The 16,928-nt window shown below is 67.5% G+C and carries 16 protein-coding genes; 5 read left to right on the top strand and 11 right to left on the bottom strand.

Features of this window, described 5'->3' with window-relative positions; genetic code table 11:
- Window positions 1-15 precede the first annotated feature (15 nt).
- A complete protein-coding gene (locus VXM69_RS10045; RefSeq protein WP_034187947.1) occupies window positions 16-927 on the bottom strand; it encodes a LysR family transcriptional regulator in 912 nt (303 codons plus the stop codon).
- A 142-nt stretch (window positions 928-1,069) separates the two neighbouring features.
- Here VXM69_RS10045 and VXM69_RS10040 point away from each other — a divergent pair, with 142 nt between their 5' ends.
- Together VXM69_RS10040 and VXM69_RS10035 are read left to right on the top strand one after the other, a co-directional pair.
- A complete protein-coding gene (locus VXM69_RS10040) occupies window positions 1,070-2,071 on the top strand; it encodes an aldo/keto reductase (protein ID WP_034187946.1) in 1,002 nt (333 codons plus the stop codon).
- A gap of 114 nt (window positions 2,072-2,185) precedes the next feature.
- Window positions 2,186-2,926 carry a sulfite exporter TauE/SafE family protein gene (locus VXM69_RS10035; RefSeq protein WP_367188523.1) on the top strand — a complete coding sequence of 247 codons (741 nt, stop codon included), beginning with the start codon at window positions 2,186-2,188 and terminating at the stop codon, window positions 2,924-2,926.
- A gap of 104 nt (window positions 2,927-3,030) precedes the next feature.
- Here the strand turns inward: VXM69_RS10035 and VXM69_RS10030 are convergent, their stop codons facing one another.
- The 3 genes from VXM69_RS10030 to VXM69_RS10020 all read right to left on the bottom strand — a co-directional run bounded on the left by VXM69_RS10030 (window position 3,031) and on the right by VXM69_RS10020 (window position 7,018).
- Window positions 3,031-5,202, bottom strand: coding sequence for a hypothetical protein (locus VXM69_RS10030; RefSeq protein WP_367188522.1), 2,172 nt, complete (start codon window positions 5,200-5,202; stop codon window positions 3,031-3,033).
- A gap of 497 nt (window positions 5,203-5,699) precedes the next feature.
- Entirely contained in the window at window positions 5,700-6,086 is a 387-nt protein-coding gene (locus tag VXM69_RS10025; RefSeq protein ID WP_367188521.1) for an ester cyclase, read from the bottom strand.
- Window positions 6,087-6,121: 35 nt separating this feature from the next.
- A complete protein-coding gene (locus VXM69_RS10020) occupies window positions 6,122-7,018 on the bottom strand; it encodes a LysR substrate-binding domain-containing protein (protein ID WP_034187943.1) in 897 nt (298 codons plus the stop codon).
- A 497-nt stretch (window positions 7,019-7,515) separates the two neighbouring features.
- Here VXM69_RS10020 and VXM69_RS10015 point away from each other — a divergent pair, with 497 nt between their 5' ends.
- The 3 genes from VXM69_RS10015 to VXM69_RS10005 all read left to right on the top strand — a co-directional run bounded on the left by VXM69_RS10015 (window position 7,516) and on the right by VXM69_RS10005 (window position 10,457).
- Window positions 7,516-8,367: a peptidoglycan DD-metalloendopeptidase family protein gene (locus tag VXM69_RS10015; protein ID WP_367188520.1), complete on the top strand. Its 852-nt coding sequence runs from the start codon at window positions 7,516-7,518 to the stop codon at window positions 8,365-8,367.
- Between the two features lie 210 nt (window positions 8,368-8,577).
- Entirely contained in the window at window positions 8,578-9,477 is a 900-nt protein-coding gene (gene bla, locus VXM69_RS10010; protein WP_367188519.1) for a class A beta-lactamase, read from the top strand.
- 107 nt (window positions 9,478-9,584) lie between these two features.
- On the top strand, window positions 9,585-10,457 hold the full coding sequence (locus VXM69_RS10005) for a LysR substrate-binding domain-containing protein (protein WP_034187999.1): 873 nt from the start codon (window positions 9,585-9,587) through the stop codon (window positions 10,455-10,457).
- 36 nt (window positions 10,458-10,493) lie between these two features.
- Here the strand turns inward: VXM69_RS10005 and VXM69_RS10000 are convergent, their stop codons facing one another.
- The 7 genes from VXM69_RS10000 to VXM69_RS09970 form a co-directional block, all read right to left on the bottom strand.
- A complete protein-coding gene (locus VXM69_RS10000; protein ID WP_034187940.1) occupies window positions 10,494-10,829 on the bottom strand; it encodes a type 1 fimbrial protein in 336 nt (111 codons plus the stop codon).
- A gap of 363 nt (window positions 10,830-11,192) precedes the next feature.
- Window positions 11,193-11,447, bottom strand: coding sequence for a GlsB/YeaQ/YmgE family stress response membrane protein (locus VXM69_RS09995; protein WP_034187939.1), 255 nt, complete (start codon window positions 11,445-11,447; stop codon window positions 11,193-11,195).
- Between the two features lie 129 nt (window positions 11,448-11,576).
- On the bottom strand, window positions 11,577-12,353 hold the full coding sequence (locus tag VXM69_RS09990) for an ABC transporter ATP-binding protein (RefSeq protein ID WP_034187938.1): 777 nt from the start codon (window positions 12,351-12,353) through the stop codon (window positions 11,577-11,579).
- Window positions 12,350-13,243 carry an ABC transporter ATP-binding protein gene (locus tag VXM69_RS09985; protein WP_059556662.1) on the bottom strand — a complete coding sequence of 298 codons (894 nt, stop codon included), beginning with the start codon at window positions 13,241-13,243 and terminating at the stop codon, window positions 12,350-12,352. The genes VXM69_RS09990 and VXM69_RS09985 overlap by 4 nt, the downstream gene beginning before the upstream one ends.
- Window position 13,244: 1 nt before the next feature.
- On the bottom strand, window positions 13,245-14,159 hold the full coding sequence (nikC, locus tag VXM69_RS09980; protein WP_124670990.1) for a nickel transporter permease: 915 nt from the start codon (window positions 14,157-14,159) through the stop codon (window positions 13,245-13,247).
- 65 nt (window positions 14,160-14,224) lie between these two features.
- Complete coding sequence (locus VXM69_RS09975) at window positions 14,225-15,295, bottom strand: ABC transporter permease (RefSeq protein ID WP_367188518.1); 1,071 nt, start codon at window positions 15,293-15,295, stop codon at window positions 14,225-14,227.
- Between the two features lie 10 nt (window positions 15,296-15,305).
- Window positions 15,306-16,907 (bottom strand): ABC transporter substrate-binding protein, encoded by a 1,602-nt coding sequence (locus VXM69_RS09970; protein ID WP_124608797.1) that lies wholly within the window; start codon window positions 16,905-16,907, stop codon window positions 15,306-15,308.
- Window positions 16,908-16,928: the final 21 nt, after the last annotated feature.

Genomic DNA, 16,928 nt, shown 5'->3' with positions numbered 1-16,928 from the left:
CGGCGTCGGCCCGCGTCAGTCCGCCAGGTGGGTGCCGCCGAGCGTGTCGGCAAGCCAGTCCACGAAGATCCGCACGCGCGGCGCCAGGTGCCGGCCGTACGGGAACACCACCGACACGGGCAGCGGCCCGGCACGCCATTCCGGCAGCACTTCGACCAGCGAGCCGTCGGCGAGCAGCGGCGCGAGCCCCTCGCGCGGCGCCTGGATCAGCCCGAGGCCCGCGAGGCAGCAGGCGAGATACGCCTGCGAACTGTTGACCGACACGACGCTGTGCATCTTCACCGCGTGCATCTCGCCCGAATCCATGTCCGCGTATTCCCAGTCCAGCTCGCGGCCCGTCCGGCTCGAGAAATAGCCGACCGCGACGTGGTCCGGCAACTCGTCCGGCGAGCGCGGCGTGCCGTGGCGCGCCAGATACGCGGGCGACGCGCAGTTGATCTGCGCCAGCTCGCCGATGCGCCGCGCGACGAGCGACGTGTCGGACAGCACGCCGACGCGTACCGCGCAGTCGATGCCGTCGGCGACGAGATCGACGAAACGGTCGGTCGTGCCGATCACGACGCGCAGGTCGGGGTAGCGTGCGTGGAAATCCGGCAGCGCCGGAATCACCTGGTTCAGCGCGAAGCGTTCGGGCAGGTCGACGCGGATCACGCCGCGCGGCGACGCGCCGGCGTCCTCGAACAGCGTTTCCGCATCGTCGAGATCGGCGAGCAGTTGCACGCAGCGTTCGTAGTAGGTCGCGCCTTCGGCCGTCAGCGCGACGCGCCGCGTCGTGCGTTGCAGCAGGCGGATCTTCAGGTGCTTTTCGAGATACTGGACGGCGTTGCTGACGGTCGGGCGCGGCAGGTGCAACTGCTCGGCCGCTTTCGTGAAGCTGCCGAGATGGGCGACGCGCGCGAAGATGCGCATTGCTTGCAGATGGTCCATGCGGGCGGAAGCCTGGGCGGGGAGGAGAACAGGCTCCATTGTTAATCAGCGTCGAATGGTTTGGTGGCGCGTTTCGCGTTTATCGCGCGGCGTCGTGCGCCCAGAATCCGTTCCATCCACTCACCCTTCGGAGGAAACGGGCATGGACACGCGTCAACTGGGCCGCACGGGCCCGCAGGTATCGGCGATCGCGCTCGGCTGCATGGGTATGTCGGACTTGTACGGGCCGGCCGACCGCGACGAGAGCATCGCCACGCTGCACGCGGCGCTCGACAACGGCATCACGATGCTCGACACCGGCGATTTCTACGGGATGGGCGACAACGAGATGCTGATCCGCGATGCGTTGCGCGGCCGCGCGCGCGACCAGGTGCTGATCAGCGTGAAATTCGGCGCGCTGCGCGATCCGGCCGGCGGGTTTGCCGGCTACGACGCACGGCCCGTCGCGATCCGGAACTTCGTCGCGTATTCGCTGAAGCGGCTCGGTACCGACTACATCGACATCTACCGGCCCGCGCGCGTCGATCCGGCCGTGCCGATCGAGGACACGGTCGGCGCGATCGCCGATCTCGTGAAAGCCGGGTACGTGCGCCATATCGGGCTGTCCGAAGCCGGCGCCGACACGATCCGCCGCGCGGCGGCCGTCGCGCCGATTGCCGACCTGCAGATCGAGTATTCGCTGCTGTCGCGCGGCATCGAAGCCGACATCCTGCCGGCCTGTCGCGCGCTCGGCATCGGCGTGACGGCCTACGGCGTGCTGTCGCGCGGGCTGCTCGGCGGGCGCTGGAGCGCGGCACGGCAGGGCGAGCGCGACTTCCGCGCGGCGAGCCCGCGCTTCCAGGGCGACAACCTCGTACACAACCTCGCGCTCGTCGACGCGCTGCGTGCGATCGCCGACGAGAAGGGCAGCAATCCGGCGCAGGTCGCGATCGCGTGGGCGCTGTCGCGCGGCACCGACATCGTGCCGCTGGTCGGTGCGCGCAAGCGCACGCAGCTGCAGGACGGTTTGCTGGCGACAAAAATGCAACTAACGGTCAATGATGTCGACCGCATCGAAGCGGCGGTACCCGCCGGGTCGGCTGCCGGCGAGCGTTATCCCGCCGCCCAGATGGCCCACCTCGACAGCGAGCACGGACGGGGGTGAGCCAGGGGCCGGCCCGTCCGGCGGGGCCTAGCCAGCCTCAGGCAAAACCAGATGGCGGGCTGCGTGGCGGAGCGGCACCATCGGCGCCGTACTCGACCGGATGGAACCGCCTCCATGCAAATTCATACGCTGACAATCATCGTGCTGGTGTTCCTGCTGGCCGGCGCGGTCAAGGGCATGATCGGGCTCGGGCTGCCGACGATCGCGATGGGGCTGCTGACGCTCGCGATGCCGCCGTCGGCCGCGGCGAGCCTGCTGCTCGTGCCGTCGTTCATCACCAACGTGTGGCAGTTGGGCCTCGGCCCGTCGTTCGGGCCGCTGCTGCGCCGGCTGTGGCCGCTGCTCGCTGGCCTCACGATCGGCACGCTGACGGGCGGGCTGCCCGCGCTCGCGGCCGGCAGCACGTGGACGCACGCGGCGCTCGGTGTCGTGCTGATCCTGTACGGGGGGTGGGGGCTGGCCGCCGCGCGGCTGCCCGCGCCGGGACGCCGCGAGAAATGGCTGTCCGCCGTGGTCGGTTACCTGACGGGCGTCGTGACGGCGGCAACCGGCGTGTTCGTCGTGCCGGCCGTGCCGTATCTGCAGGCGCTGCGGTTGTCGAAGGACGACCTGATCCAGGCGCTCGGGCTGTCGTTTACCGCATCGACGATCGCGCTCGGCCTGCAGTTGCGCGTATCGGGTGCGTTGCAGACGGTCGACCTCGGCGTGTCGGCACTCGCGCTCGTGCCGGCCCTGGCGGGGATGGCCGGCGGGCAGTATGCGCGACGGGTGATGAGCGAAACGGCGTTCAAGCGCTGCTTCTTCGTCGGGCTGATCGCGCTCGGCGCGTATATGGCCGTTGCGGGGTGGCTGTGAACGGGTACCACGCGCCGCGCGTGGGCGCTGCCCCTTGCTGAAGCGCCCGAAGCCGGCTCAAGCGGCCGGCTTCGGGCGCGTTCACGTGGCGCGAATCACACGGTTCAGGCCGGGTCGGCGTACTTCAGCGACCACCCGAACGTGCGCGTCGTGCCCGCGCCGAGTGCGAACGGCTTCGTCGTGCACGCGAAGTTCGAGTGCAGCTGGCCGATCGGTGTCGTCGACAGCGGGTTCGTCGTGCCGTTCGCCGTGTCGAAGGCGGACAGCGCGCAGGTGTCGAACCCCGACGCCGCATAACCGGTCGCGGCGCTGTTGGCGTACGTCACCGACACGCCATCGCCGTTGGCTTGCGTCGATGCGAAATCCGCGAACGACGTGAAGTCCGTCTCGACCGCGAGGTTGCCCGTGAGCGTACCCGAGCTGAGCGTATCGCTGCGCGAGATCGTGCCGTGCGCGAACGTCAGCACCGTATGCACCTGCAGGTCGAGATCCGTCGTGTAGGCGGCGTTCTTCGATGCGAGGCGGAACTTCGTCGTATCGAACGACACGATCACCTGGCCGTTGGCTTGCTGCACGTTCAGGTTCTTGTAGTACGTGACGGGAATGTACGTCTTCGCGTTGTACGTCACCTGCGGCACCAGCAGCGCGTAGCCGAGGTCGGTCGTGCCGTAGATCAGCTTGTCCGAGAACGGTACCGGGTAGTACGGCGTGTACGAGTTGTAGTCGGGCGCCTGGCTCAGGTTCAGGTTGATCACGCGCCGGCCGTCGCGCACGGTGAGCAGCGCGGCGCTGTACGGATGCGCGGCGTCGGTTGGCTGGTTGTACCAGGTCAGCGTATAGCGCGGCAGCGCGTCGAGCCATGCGCCGTAGTCCGCATCGGCCATCGGCGCCTTGCCGCCGAAACCGAGCTTGTTCCACCAAGCGTTCACGTACAGGTACTGGTGCAGCAGGCTGAAGTTCTCGCCCATCACGCGCGGCTTGCCGCGATACGCGTCGGTGCCGCGGCCCTTGACCCACATGTTCACCGACGGTGTCGGCAGCGACGGGTCATACCAGTACGTGTCGAAACGATGCGCGGCCTGGTAGATGAACGTGTACGCGACGCGCTTCTCCTGGTCGGTCAGCACGCCGGCGTTGGCGGCGGCCGTCAGCACTTCCATGAACGCGGAATCGCCGTACGGGCCGATCGAGCGGCCGTAGTTGAAGCCCTGGCCGCTGGCGTTCAGCTGCGGCAGGATCAGGTCGACCGACTTGCGCAAATAGCCCTTCAGTTCGGGCGTGAGATTCGCCACGTTGTCCATCTCGAACGTGCGCTCGACCACTTCGCCGATCAGCAGCGTGCTGTAGCGGTCGAAGCGCGCCTGGTCGTAGTAGGTCGTGTGCGTGTTCGACGCTTCATCGGAGAAGCCGCCGGAAGAATCGTTGCGGATGTGGTTCGTCAGCGTGTACAGCAGCGCATCGCGCGCGCCCATCGCCGCGACGGACGGATCCGTCTTCGACGCGAACGATGGGCTGCTCCAGCCGAGTTTCTGGCGCAGCCCGGCAATGCCGTAGGACACCGCATAGTAATTCTGCGCGGTGTTGAGCGACGCGATGTCGATCGGCGTGCCGGCGGCCGGGCACGTACTGGTCTTGCCGCTCGCATCGGGGCCGAACATGTCGCAGAAGGTGAGGCGCTGCTGCAGTGTCGAGAGCATCGCGTCGCTGAAGACTTCGTTGAGCATCCCGTGCGCCTTCAGGTTGTTCAGCGCGACGAGATAGTAGTACTCGCCCCACGACGTGTTCGCGTACGTGTAGTTGCCGCCCGACTGCGCCATCATCGCGGTCGTGATCGTCTGGTAGGTCGCGAGGTAGCTCGCATACTGCGGGTCGTTCTTCGACTTCATGTCGATCAGGATGTACGACAGGCCGAGCGCGAGCTTGCCGGGCAGGAATTTGTCGCCGGTGTTCGTGTCGAGCACGTGGACGGGCGTGCCGTCGCCGAGATCCATCACGACCTGCGTGAAGTCGGGCGATTTCCGGATCAGGTCGAACAGCGCGCGCATCTGGCCCATCATCGTGACCGGCACGTTCGTGCCGGCCGGCACGCTGGTGTCGGGCGCGCCGTAGACGAGCGCCTGCAGCGAGTTCGTCGCGAGCGCGGGGGGCGTGGACGTGGACGGGGGCGGCGATGACGGCGGCGTATCGGTCACGTCGTTGCCGCCGCACGCGCTGACGAACACGACGGAAAGGGCGCTGAGCGCGGCGCCGAGCGCGAATCTGCTGCGCGGATGCATTGTGTCTCCAGTTTTGAATAGTGATGAAGGACGGGCGGGTGTGGCCGTTGCCGCGCTCGATGCCCGTACCTGACCGTCGCCTTGCAACCCTGATCCCTGAAGGCGGACGGCCTGAATCACAATTCGAGCGCGCAAGCGTTTCCCCTGCGCGGACCGTGGCCGACGTCGCACCGATGAAGGGGAAAACGTTTTCCAAATTTAGGCATCGCGCGGTGCGATGTCAATGAACTTTCACGTCGGAGGCGCCGGTGAAAACCCGGATGGTGGGAATGATCGGACAGGTGCGCGAATCAGAATTTCGCGAAAATCACGCAAGATATTGCCGATGGGCGAGCGCGTTTCATCCTGGGTGCGGGCGGTGGCGTGGCAAACGGCAAGGCTGAACGACGGCACGCTCTCGGCCAGTCATGAGAGAAAACGTTATCCTTAAGGGCCGAAGTGCATCAGGCGGGAAATCGGATCGCCGATCCCGACCGGCAGCGGCTGCCGCGACGGGGTTAAAGCTGTGCCTCGATCGTGGCCTTGTCGATCACCGACCAGACCTGGCGGATCTTGCCGTCATGAAACTCGTAGAACACGTTCTCGGCGAACGTGACCTTGCGGCCGTCGACGGCCAGCCCCATGAACGTTCCTTGCGGCGAACAGGCGAAACGCAGCCGGCACGCGACGCGCGGCGGCTCGCACGCGAGCAGCCGGATCTCGAAGCGGAGATCGGGAATGTCGCGGTAGTCCCGTTCGAGCATCGCGCGGTAACCGGCGAGGCCGAGCGGGCGGTCGTTGTGGATCACGTCGTCGGCCACGTATTCGCCGAGCGCCTGCCAGTCCTGCCGGTTCAGGCAGTCGATATAGGCGCGATAGCGGGTGGCGAGATCGGTGTCGGTCATGGTCATGGCTCCGAGTATCGACGAGACCGCATGCGTCACCGCGACGCTGCCTCGCCGGACAAGAATGCGACGAATTCGCGCGTGTACTTCGGCAGCGCGTCGAACGAGCGCGCGCAGAGCGTCAGTTTCCGGTGACTCCACGGATCGGACAATTCGACGAGTCGCACGTCCATCGTCTGCATCGCGCGCTCGGCCGCATGACGCGACACGATGCCGATGCCCACGCCGCTCGCGATCACGCGGCAGATCGCATCGAAGCTCTTCAACTGCACGCGATAACGGATCCGCTTGCCGAGCGCGCGCGCCTGGTCGGCGAGATGCACCTGCAACGCGCTACCGTCGGTGAGGCCGATGAAATCCTCGCCGGCGATCGCGTCGAACGCGACCTTCTCGTGCGACGCGAGCGGATGCGCGGCCGGCACGACGACGATCAGCCAGTCCTCGCGGAACGGCTTCTGTTCGAGCCCGCCAAGCCCGACCGAATCGGCGACGATGCCGACCTCGGCCGTCTTGTTGCGGATCGCATGCACGATCTCCTGGCTCGAGCGCTCCTCGACGCTGACCGACAGCTTCGGGTGATGCGGCAGGTAATCGGCCAGTGCGTCGGGCAGGTATTCGCTCAACGATGCCGTGTTGCACAGCAGCCGGATATGGCCGCGCAGCCCCTGGCCGTATTGCTGCAGTTCGCCGCGCATGTGGTCGATCTGCTGCAGCACGGTGCGCGCATGGTGTTCGAGCGCGCGGCCCGCGTCGGTCGCCTGCGCGCCCGACTTGGTCCGGTGCAGCAGCGGCACGCCGAGCTCGTCCTCCATGCCGCGGATGCGCTCGCTCGCGGCCTGCAGCGTGATGTGCGTGCGCTCCGCGCCGCTCGTGATCGTGCCGGCTTCGCAGATGTTCAGGAAGAGCCGCAGGTCGGTCAGGTCGAAGCGCATGATGGGCGGGGCGTAAGGACGTTGTCGAATGGCCGATAAGTTAGCAGGAACCGCCGCGCCGGTCTCAGGCGCAGCCTGAGGCCTGCTTCGACGGTTCCGCATTTCCGGGGCGCGATCGATGGCCGATCATGGCTGCACATCAACCGGGGAGCCTGTCATGCAAATCGATTCGTCATGGGGCGTGTCGTTCAAGATCGCGCTGCATCTGTTGTTCCTGTGCATCGGCATCGCGTGGGCCTGTGCCGAATTCGTCGGATGGTTGCGTTGAATCGAGTGCCTATCGAGGTTGATCCTTCATAGTTTTTTGAAACGAAAATTCTTCCGCTTTCCTGCAAAAAGACCATCAAGTTTTTCCGAATCGGACCGTATTACCGGTATCGAATGCCGGCCGGCATCCGGTTCGTGATCGTTTGTCATCATTGTTTGCATCCGGTTACACGTCGGCCGTTCCGTTTTTGAGATGCTTGAAAGATTGTCAAACCGGAGTCGGATCGTCCATGAAAACGCGCGAGATTCACCGCAACGCGGCGTGGCTGCCGGGCCTGGCAGCCGCGCTCGTCATGGCCGGTTGTGCAAGTACGCAGTCCGTCCCGCCGAGCGACACGCTCGCGGGCCCCACGTCGAACCAGCCGGCTTCCGCTCCGTCGGCGGCCACGTCCGCCGCGCTGCCGCCGGCGCCGATTCTCGTCGCGCAAAAGTACGTCGTGAAGCGCGGCGACACGCTGACGGGCATCGCGTCCGCGAACGACTGCAGCGTTGCCGACCTGCGCACCTGGAACAAACTGCCCGCGCACGGCAGGCTGCGCATGGGGCAGGTACTGCGCATCGTCAAACAGCAGCCGTTGCCGCCGGCCGGCGCGGCCGGCACGCAAACCGCGGCGGCCAATGGGGCCGCGGGAAGTCAGGCAACGTCGCAGAGCGCCGCGTCGAACGCGAGCGACCGGCAGGTCGTCAAGGAAACGAAACGGCATGCGGGCGGGGTCGCGCTCAAGTGGCCTGCCAACGGCAAGATCGTCGACGGGTTCCGGCCGGGGCAGAACCGCGGCATCCAGATCGCCGGCCGACCGGGCGACCCGGTGCGCGCCGCGGCCGACGGCCGCGTGATGTATGCGGGCACCGGCCTGAACGATTACGGCAGCCTGATCATCGTCCAGCACAACGCCGATTTCCTGACCGCGTATGCGCACAACCGCAAGCTGCTCGTGAAGACGGGCGACATCGTGCGCCAGGGTGACGCGATCGCCGAGATGGGCGACCTCGACAACTCGCGCGTCGCGCTGCTGTTCGAGGTGCGGCGCGACGGCAAGCCGGTGAATCCGATGCCGTACCTGCCTTCGTCGCAAGGGTGACGCGGGGCCGTTTTGCTGGAACGTGGCGGCGCTCGCTGCTACGCTAGGGGCTGTTCATGCGCGTCCCGCGCATGGCGGGGCCGACGGGCGTCATTCGGGGATGCGCGGCGAATGCCGTCGCGGGCCGGCCGTCGGCATGAACCGGCGCGCTTCGTCGAAGCGCGCCCGCGTTGCTTCGTGCCACCGTTTCCGACAGAACACACCGCATTCATGGAACATTCTCCGACACGCCGCTCGCTGTTGCTTGCCGCCGTTGCCGCACCGTTCGTCGCCGCGTGCACGTCCGCGCCGGTCGCCGACCAGGGGCGCGCCCATACCGCGCAGGCCGAACTGGCCGCGCTCGAAAAAGCCTCGAACGGCCGGCTCGGCGTCGCCGCGCTCGATACGTCGAATGGCGTGCGCATCGCCCATCACGCGCGCGAACGCTTCCCGCTGTGCGGCACCTACGCGGTCATGGCGGCCGCCGCGATGCTCGCGCGCGGGTCGCTCGATGCGTCGCTGCTGCCGCGCCGCATCCAGTATCGTCGTTATGAAGTCGTGTCGGGCTCGCCGATTACCGAAAGCCGCGTCGACACGGGCATGACGATCGCGCAGCTGTGCGAGGCGATGCTGCAGGCCGGCGACAAGGGGGCGGGGAACCTGCTGATGGGCGTGCTCGGCGGCCCGCAGGCCGTCACGTCGTTCGCGCGCGAGAGCGGCGACACGACGTTCCGCCTCGACCACTGGGAGCCCGAACTGAACCGGGCCGCGCCCGGCGACGAACGCGACACGTCGACGCCGATCGCGATGGTCGACACGCTGCAGCGATTGCTGCTCGGCGATACGCTGCACGAGCCGCAGCGTACGCAGCTGACGGAATGGATGGCCGGTGGCGCGCGCGGCGCGACCGGCATCGCGGCGGGCGTGCCGCCGGGCTGGCGCGTCGCGGACAAGGCCGGTACGGGCGGCTACGGCACGACGACCGATGTCGCGGTGCTGTGGCCGCCGTCGCGCGCGCCGATCGTGATGGCCGTGTCGTTCACGCAGCAGCGGGCCGACGCGGCGGCCCGCGCGGACGTCGTCGCGTCGGCGGCGCGCATCGCGGCGGGTGCGTTGACCGCGACGGCCTGACCGTCCGGCGTCTCGCGCAACGCGCACGTTTGGCTTATCGTGTCGGTCTGTGCGCGCCGGTGTCGGCGCGCGGCCCTTTCGCGCCGTATTTCCGTTTCCCGTTCGCCATGCGCCGACTTCCGCCACTGCACGCGTTGCAGATCTTCTCGACGGTGGCTCGCCACCGCAGCTTCACGCGCGCGGCCGAGCAGCTGTGCATCACGCAGGGCGCGGTGAGCCGGCAGATCCAGACGCTCGAGGCGCACTACGGCTTTCCGCTGTTCAAGCGGCATGCGAAGGGGCTCACGCTGACGGCGGAGGGCGAGCAGCTGCTGCCGGTCGTCAACGAGAGCTTCGCGCGGATCGAGGACATCTCGATGAAGCTCACGCGGCAGCGCACCGATCTCGCGCTGAAGGTGCCGACCTGCGTGATGCGCTGGATGCTGCCGCGCATCATGCGCTTCCAGGGCGAGCACCCCGATCTCCATGTGCAGATCACGACCGCGTGGCAGCACGTCGTCGATTTCTCGACCGAGCCGTTCGATGCGGCGGTCGTCTACGGCACGTCGCCGGGCCCCGGCGTATTCGCGCTGCCGCTGTTCGACGAACGGCTGACGCCCGTCTGCGCGCCCGAATTGCGGCAGGCGTCGCCGCTCGATACGGTCGGCGATCTCGCGCGCCATACGCTGCTCCATCCGACGCGCGACCATCGTGACTGGCGTGCGTGGCTCGACCATGCGGGCGAGCGCGGCGTCGATCCCGCGCGCGGGCCGACGTTCGACACGCTCGATCTCGCGACGAACGCGGCGATGCAGGGTTTCGGCGTCGCGATCGGCGACGTGACGCTCGTCGACGACGACGTCAGCGCGCGCCGGCTCGAACGGCCGTTCGACATCGTGCTCGAAACCGGCGCGCGCTACTTCTTCGTGTATCCCGAAACCATCGGCAGCCAGCAGAAGATCCGCGCTTTCAGCGACTGGATCGCGCGTCATCGCGACTGACGGGCGGCCACGGCGGCGGGCGCCTGGCGGCGGATTTTACTGATAGGTCACGACGGCGATCATCGGCGCATGATTGCTGCCCGTACGCTCAGGTAAAACGATTGCGCGCGAGGCCTGCGTAAAGGTCGTGGTCTTGATCGTGCGCAGGCTGGCCGCGTCGACGAACGCGACTTGTCCGCTTGCCGGACGCGGGCAGTCGGGGCGCACGTGTGCGTGGGCGACATCGGCCGTATCGAGCGCGAACGAGCAGGGCGGCTCGACGATCATGCCGGAGAAGTGAATGATGCCGGACGTGCCGCCGGCAAAGGACGAGGACGTGGCCAGAAGCGAGCCAGCCAGGACGAACGAGGCGGCGAACAGGCGATGCTTCATGACAGGCTCCAGAGAGGAAGCGCGTCGCAGCGGGGCCGCTCGGGTGGCAGTCCGTCAACGCTGCGATGCTGTATGCGTAAACGGCAAAACCATCGGACCTCTTGAATCGAAAAATGGAAATAAAGGGAATAAGCAAACCGCGCGTTATTCCTTCAATCAATTTATCTCAAATTTGCGCGCCCGCAAGTCGGGGATTCGCCGGTCGCGTACGCTCGCTGGAAGACCATTGGCGGATGGAGGAGCGTGCCGTTGAATCGTTGCGAAGCCAACGAGTCGGTAGTTACCCGGTCTCCGGCTCGCCACAAGCAAAACGGCCGCTCTGACGAGCGGCCGTTTTGCATTGACACGACGCGAGCGCGGTGTTCAGCCCGTGCGCTTGCGGATCGCGCCGACGACCACGAGCAGCACGATCGCGCCGATGATGGACGCGATCCAGCCGGCGCCCTGGCCCGGCGCATACCAGCCGGCGGCGCGGCCGACGTAGCCGGCGATCAGCGAGCCGACGACGCCGAGCACGACGGTCATCAGGATACCCATCTTGTCGTCGCCGGGCTTGAGCGCGCGGGCGAGGAGGCCGACGATGAGCCCGACGACCAGGGTTTCGATGAATTGCAGCATGAACGCCTCCCTATTGCGATTGAGCTGTTGATGAAAGGAAATGGACCCGCGTGGCGCGCAAGGGTTCCATGCAACGGCCAGCCGGCGCGTGGCGTGCCGAGTATCGCACGCCGGCGCGTCGCGCGGATGTCAGTTCGCCGGTGTTGCAACCACCGGGTCGAGACGGCGGTAGCCTTCGGTCGCGTTCAGCAGCGTGCGCGTGTAGTCGCGTGCGACCTGTCCTGCCCGCACGTCCTCGACACGGAGCTGTTCGACGATCTCGCCGTGCTGCATGACCGCGACGCGCTGGCACAGGAAGCCGATCACCGCGAGGTTGTGGCTCACGAGGATCATCGTCAGTTGGCGTTCGCGATGCAGGCGGCGCAGCAGGTTCAGGATTTCTGCCTGCACCGACACGTCGAGTGCGGACGTCGGTTCGTCGAGCAGCAGCACGCGCGGTTCGACGATCAACGCACGCGCGATCGCGACGCGCTGCCGCTGGCCGCCCGACAACTGGTGCGGATAGCGAAAACGGAACGCGGGGCCGAGGCCGACCTCGGACAGCGCGCGGGCGATGCGCGCATCGGCGTCGCCGATCGCATGGATCGACAGCGGCTCGCGCAACGTCTGGTCGACCGTGAAGCGCGGATGCAGCGACGCGTACGGATCCTGGAACACCATCTGCACGTGGCGGCGGAACGCGCGATCGGGCGTGCCGCCGACCGGCCGTCCGTCGATCGACAGGCTGCCGGACGCGAGCGGCACCAGGCCCGTCAGCGCACGCAACAGCGTCGACTTGCCGGAACCCGATTCGCCGACGAGCCCGAACACTTCGCCGTCGCGCACCGCGAAGCTCGCGTCGCGCACGGCGTCGACGTGACCCGTGCGGGTCGGGAAACGGATCGATGCGTGATCGACGTCGATCATCGTGCTGCCTCCTGTCGGCCGGCGGGCTCGAGCCACGCCGGATCGCGGCGCAGCACGGGCAGTTCGTCGGGCGGGTTCGCGAGCGGCGGGGTCGCCGCGAGCAGCCCGCGCGTGTAGGGATGCGAGGCGTCGCGCAGGTCGCGCGCGGCGCAGGTCTCGACCACGCGGCCCGCATACATCACCGCGACGCGGTCGCAGAACGACATCACGAGCGGCAGGTCGTGGCTGATGAACATCAGGCCCGTGCCGTGGCGCGCGATCATCGCGTCGAGCACCGCGAGTACCTGCATCGACACCGCGACGTCGAGCGCGGACGTCGGTTCGTCGGCGATCAGCAGGCGCGGGCCGGTCGACACCATCATCGCGATCATCACGCGCTGGCCCATGCCGCCCGACAATTCATGCGGATACGCATCGGCGACGCGCGCCGGGTCGCGGATCTGCACGGCGGAGAGCGCGTCGACGATCCGTTCGCGCAGCGCGCGGCCGCGCAGCCCGGGCTCGTGCAGACGAAACGCTTCGCCCATCTGCTTCGCGACTGTCATCACCGGGTTCAGCGAATACTTCGGGTCCTGCAGGATCATGCCCATCTGGCTGCCGCACAGCCGCCGGCGCTCGCGCGGCGACATCGCGAGCAGGTCGTGGCCCGCGAAGCGCATCGTGCGCGCCGACCAGCGGGCGGCGTCGGGCAGCAGGCCGAGCAGCGCGCGGCCCGTCAGCGACTTGCCGGAGCCCGATTCGCCGACGATGCCGAGCCGTTCGCCAGGGGCGAGCGTCAGCGACAGGTCGCGCACGGCGTCGGTGACGACGCCGTCGTGGCCGCGAAAGCCGATCTTCAGCCCGTCGATCTCGCAGAGCGGGGCGGGCGCGGGGGCGGTATTCGTCGGCATGTCATGCTCCATGGCGGGGATCGAAGACGTCGCGCAGCCCGTCGCCGAGCAGGTTGAACGCGAGGCTCACGAGCAGGATCGCGATGCCGGGCAGCGTCGCGACCCACCACGCGTCGAGCAGCACGTTGCGGCCCGATGCGACCATGAAGCCCCATTCGGGGCTCGGCGGTTGCGCGCCCAGGCCGAGAAAGCCGAGGCCCGCGACGGTCAGGATGATGCCGGCCATGTCGAGCGTCGCGCGCACGATCACCGACGACATGCACAGCGGCATGATGTAGCGCAGCAGGATGCGCGGGCCCGATGCGCCCTGCAGCCGCGCGGCGTGGATGTAGTCGGCTTGCGCGATGCGGATCGTCTCCGCGCGCGCGAGCCGCGCATACGCGGGCCACGCGGTGATCGAGATCGCGACGACCGCGTTGATCACGCCGGGCCCGAGCGCGGCCGCGAACGCGAGTGCGAGCACGATCTTCGGGAACGCGAGCGCGATGTCGGTGATGCGCATCAGCACGCTGTCGACGAAGCCGCCGCAATAGCCGGCCGTGGTGCCGATCAGGAGGCCGATCGGCACCACGATCACGACGACGAGCAGCGCGATGCCGAGCGTGAGGCGCGAGCCGGCGATCAGCCGCGAAAGGATGTCGCGGCCGAGCTGGTCGGTGCCGAACCAGTGCGACGGCGAGCCGGGCGGCAGCAGCCGGTCGGACAGCACCTGGCGCAGCGGGTCGTGCGGCATGATCAGCGGGCCGATGATCGCGACGACGATCAGCGCGACGAGGATCGCGAGCCCGAACAGGTTGAGCGGATTGGTGGCGAACCGGCGCCAGCGTCGGTACGCGAGGCCGAGTGCGGCCTGCGAGCGCGACACGGGCGCATCGGACAGCAGCCACGCGCGCGGCGTGAGGCGCTCGGTGTTCATGATTGGACGACCTTCGGCATCGGCGATGAAAGAAGCGGGGGAAAGCGGTCATGTCGGCGTAGCCCTCAGCGCGCACGCGGATCGAACACGCGGTAGAGCGCGTCGGTCAGCAGGTTGACGGTGATGAACATCGCGCCGATCACGAGCGTCGCGCCGAGCACCGCGTTCATGTCGGCGTTCAGCAGCGCGCCGGTCAGGTACGAACCGAGCCCCGGCCACGCGAACACGATCTCGGTCAGCACCGAGCCTTCGAGCAGGTTGCTGTACGTAAGCGCGATCACGGTCAGCAGCGGCACCGCGATGTTGCCGAACGCATGCCGCCAGATCACGCGCCGTTCCGACAAGCCCTTCGCGCGCGCGGTGACGATGTATTCCTGACTCAACTGGTCGAGCATGAACGAGCGCGTCATGCGGCTGAGATACGCGACCGAGTAGTAGCCGAGGATCGCGGCCGGCAGCGCGATGTGCGACACCGCGTTGCGGAACACGTCCCACTCGCCGGCGAGCGCGGCGGCGATCAGCAGGCTGCCCGTGCGCGGGTCGACCATCCCGTCGTACACGGGGTCGAGCCGGCCGGGCCCGCCGACCCAGTGCAGCCGCGCGTAGAACAGCAGCAGCCCCATCAGCCCGAGCCAGAACACGGGCACCGAATTGCCGATCAGCCCGACGAAGCGCGCGATGTGATCGATCGGCCGGTTGTGCTTCACGGCGGCCGCGACACCGAGCGGCACGCCGATCGCGATGCCGATCAGCGTGGCGATCGTCGCGAGTTCGAGCGTGGCCGGGAACACGCGCCGGATGTCGTCGAGCACCGGGTTCGCGGTCAGCAGCGACACGCCGAGATTGCCGTGCAGCACGTCGCGCACGTAAATCATGAATTGCGTGGCGAGCGGCTTGTCGAGCCCGAGCGCGATGCGTTCGGCCGCGTATGCGTCGGCCGACGCGCGATCGCCGAGGATCGCGAGCACGGGATCGATCGGCACCTTGCGGCCGATCACGAACGTCAGCGCGAGCAGCCCCGCGAACGTGACGGCGAGCGTGAGCGCCCAGCGCAGCACGCGCAGCGCCCAGCGCACGGCCGGGCGACGCGCGGGCAGCGTGCGCAGTGCTTCGAGTGAGGAGGCGGGAGTCGACATGCGGCGAATCTTATTGCTTCTTCAGGTTGCGGTACGACACGAGATCGTTGATCGGCCCGACCTCGAGCCCGCTCACGCCGGGCCGTGTCGCGACCTGCGCGACTTTCTCGAACATGATCACGAACGGCGAGTGCGCGAGCACTTCCTTCTGCATCGCCTGATACCGCTGCGCGCGTTTCGCGGCGGTCGGCTCGGCGAGCGCGGTGTCGGTTTCCTTCGTCAGTTGCGGGATGTCCCAGCTGTTGCGCCAGGCCAGCATTTTATAGCTCGACTTGTCGGAGTTGTCCGGATTCCACGCGAAACCCTGCGCGTTGCTGTGCGGATCGATGTAGTCGGCCGACCATTCGCCGATGTAGATGTCGTGCTGGCGCGCGCGGTATTTCGCGAGCGTCTGCTTGTTGTCGCCGGGGATCAACTGCACCTTGATGCCCGCCTGCGCGAAGTTCGCCTGCACCGCCTGCGCGATTTCCGTGTACGGATAGTCGTTGCGCACGTCCATCGTCACCGAAAAGCCGTCGGGCACGCCGGCCTTCGCGAGCAGCGCCTTCGCCTTCGCGACGTCGAGCTTGTAGGGGTTCGCGTTCAACGTGCCGAGGAAGCCTTCGGGCAGGAAGGTCTGGTGCACCTTGTAGGTCGTCTTCACGACGTTGCCCTGGATGCCCGCATAGTCGACGAGCCATTTCAGCGCTTCCTGCACGTCGGGCTTCGCGAGCGTCGGGTTCTTCGTGTTCAGGCCGAGATACAACAGCGTCGCCTGCGGCGAAGCCGATACCTTCGCCTTGCCCGATTTCACGACCGACGCCAGATCGTCGGGGCTCAGGTCGCGCGCCGCGTCGACGTCGCCGTTTTCGAGCAGCAGGCGCTGGCTCGCGGCCTCGGGCACGTGGCGCAGCACGATGCGTTTCATCGCGAGCGGCAACCGGTAGCCGTCGAAGCGCTGCAGCACGAGGCTGTCGCCGGCCGTCCACTTGACCAGCCTGTACGCGCCGGAGCCGGCTTCGTTGGTCTTCAGCCACGCATTGCCGAAGTCGTTGCCTTGCTGATGCGACAGCAGCAGCTTCTTGTCCAGCACCGACGCGGGCCACGAGCCGAGCACGTTCAGCACGAACGTCGGCGCGTACTTGCGGTCGGTGGTGACGGCAATCGTCTGGTCGTCGAGCTTCTTCACGTTCGCGACGACGTTCGCCTTCGTCAGGCCGATGCCGGTCAGCACGGCGGCCGGGCCCTTGTCGAGCAGCACCGCACGCTGGATCGACCAGGCGACGTCGTCGGCCGTCAGCGGATTGCCCGAGTGGAACTTGAGGCCCGGGCGCAGCTTGAACGTATAGGTCAGGCCGTCGGTGCTCACCGTCCACGACTGCGCGACGTCGCCGTTGAATTTCGACGGATCGCGCAGGTCGACGCGCACGAGCCGGTCATAGGTATTCGCGACGTATTCCTCCGGCACCAGTTCGTAGATCTCGCCCGGGTCGAGCGTCGTGAATTCGTCGAGCAGCGTGGCCATCACGAACATGTCCTTCGGTGTTTCCGCATGCGCGGCGCAAAGCGGAACGGCGGCGAGAACGGCCGCGGCGGCCAGCGCCGCGACGAGTCGGGATGTCGGGAATTTCATGGGCGCTCCATCTGTCGTTGA

Source organism: Burkholderia sp. Ed8 (assembly GCF_040761425.1).
GTDB lineage: Bacteria > Pseudomonadota > Gammaproteobacteria > Burkholderiales > Burkholderiaceae > Burkholderia > Burkholderia seminalis.
This window is presented reverse-complemented; position numbering and strand designations above follow the sequence as displayed.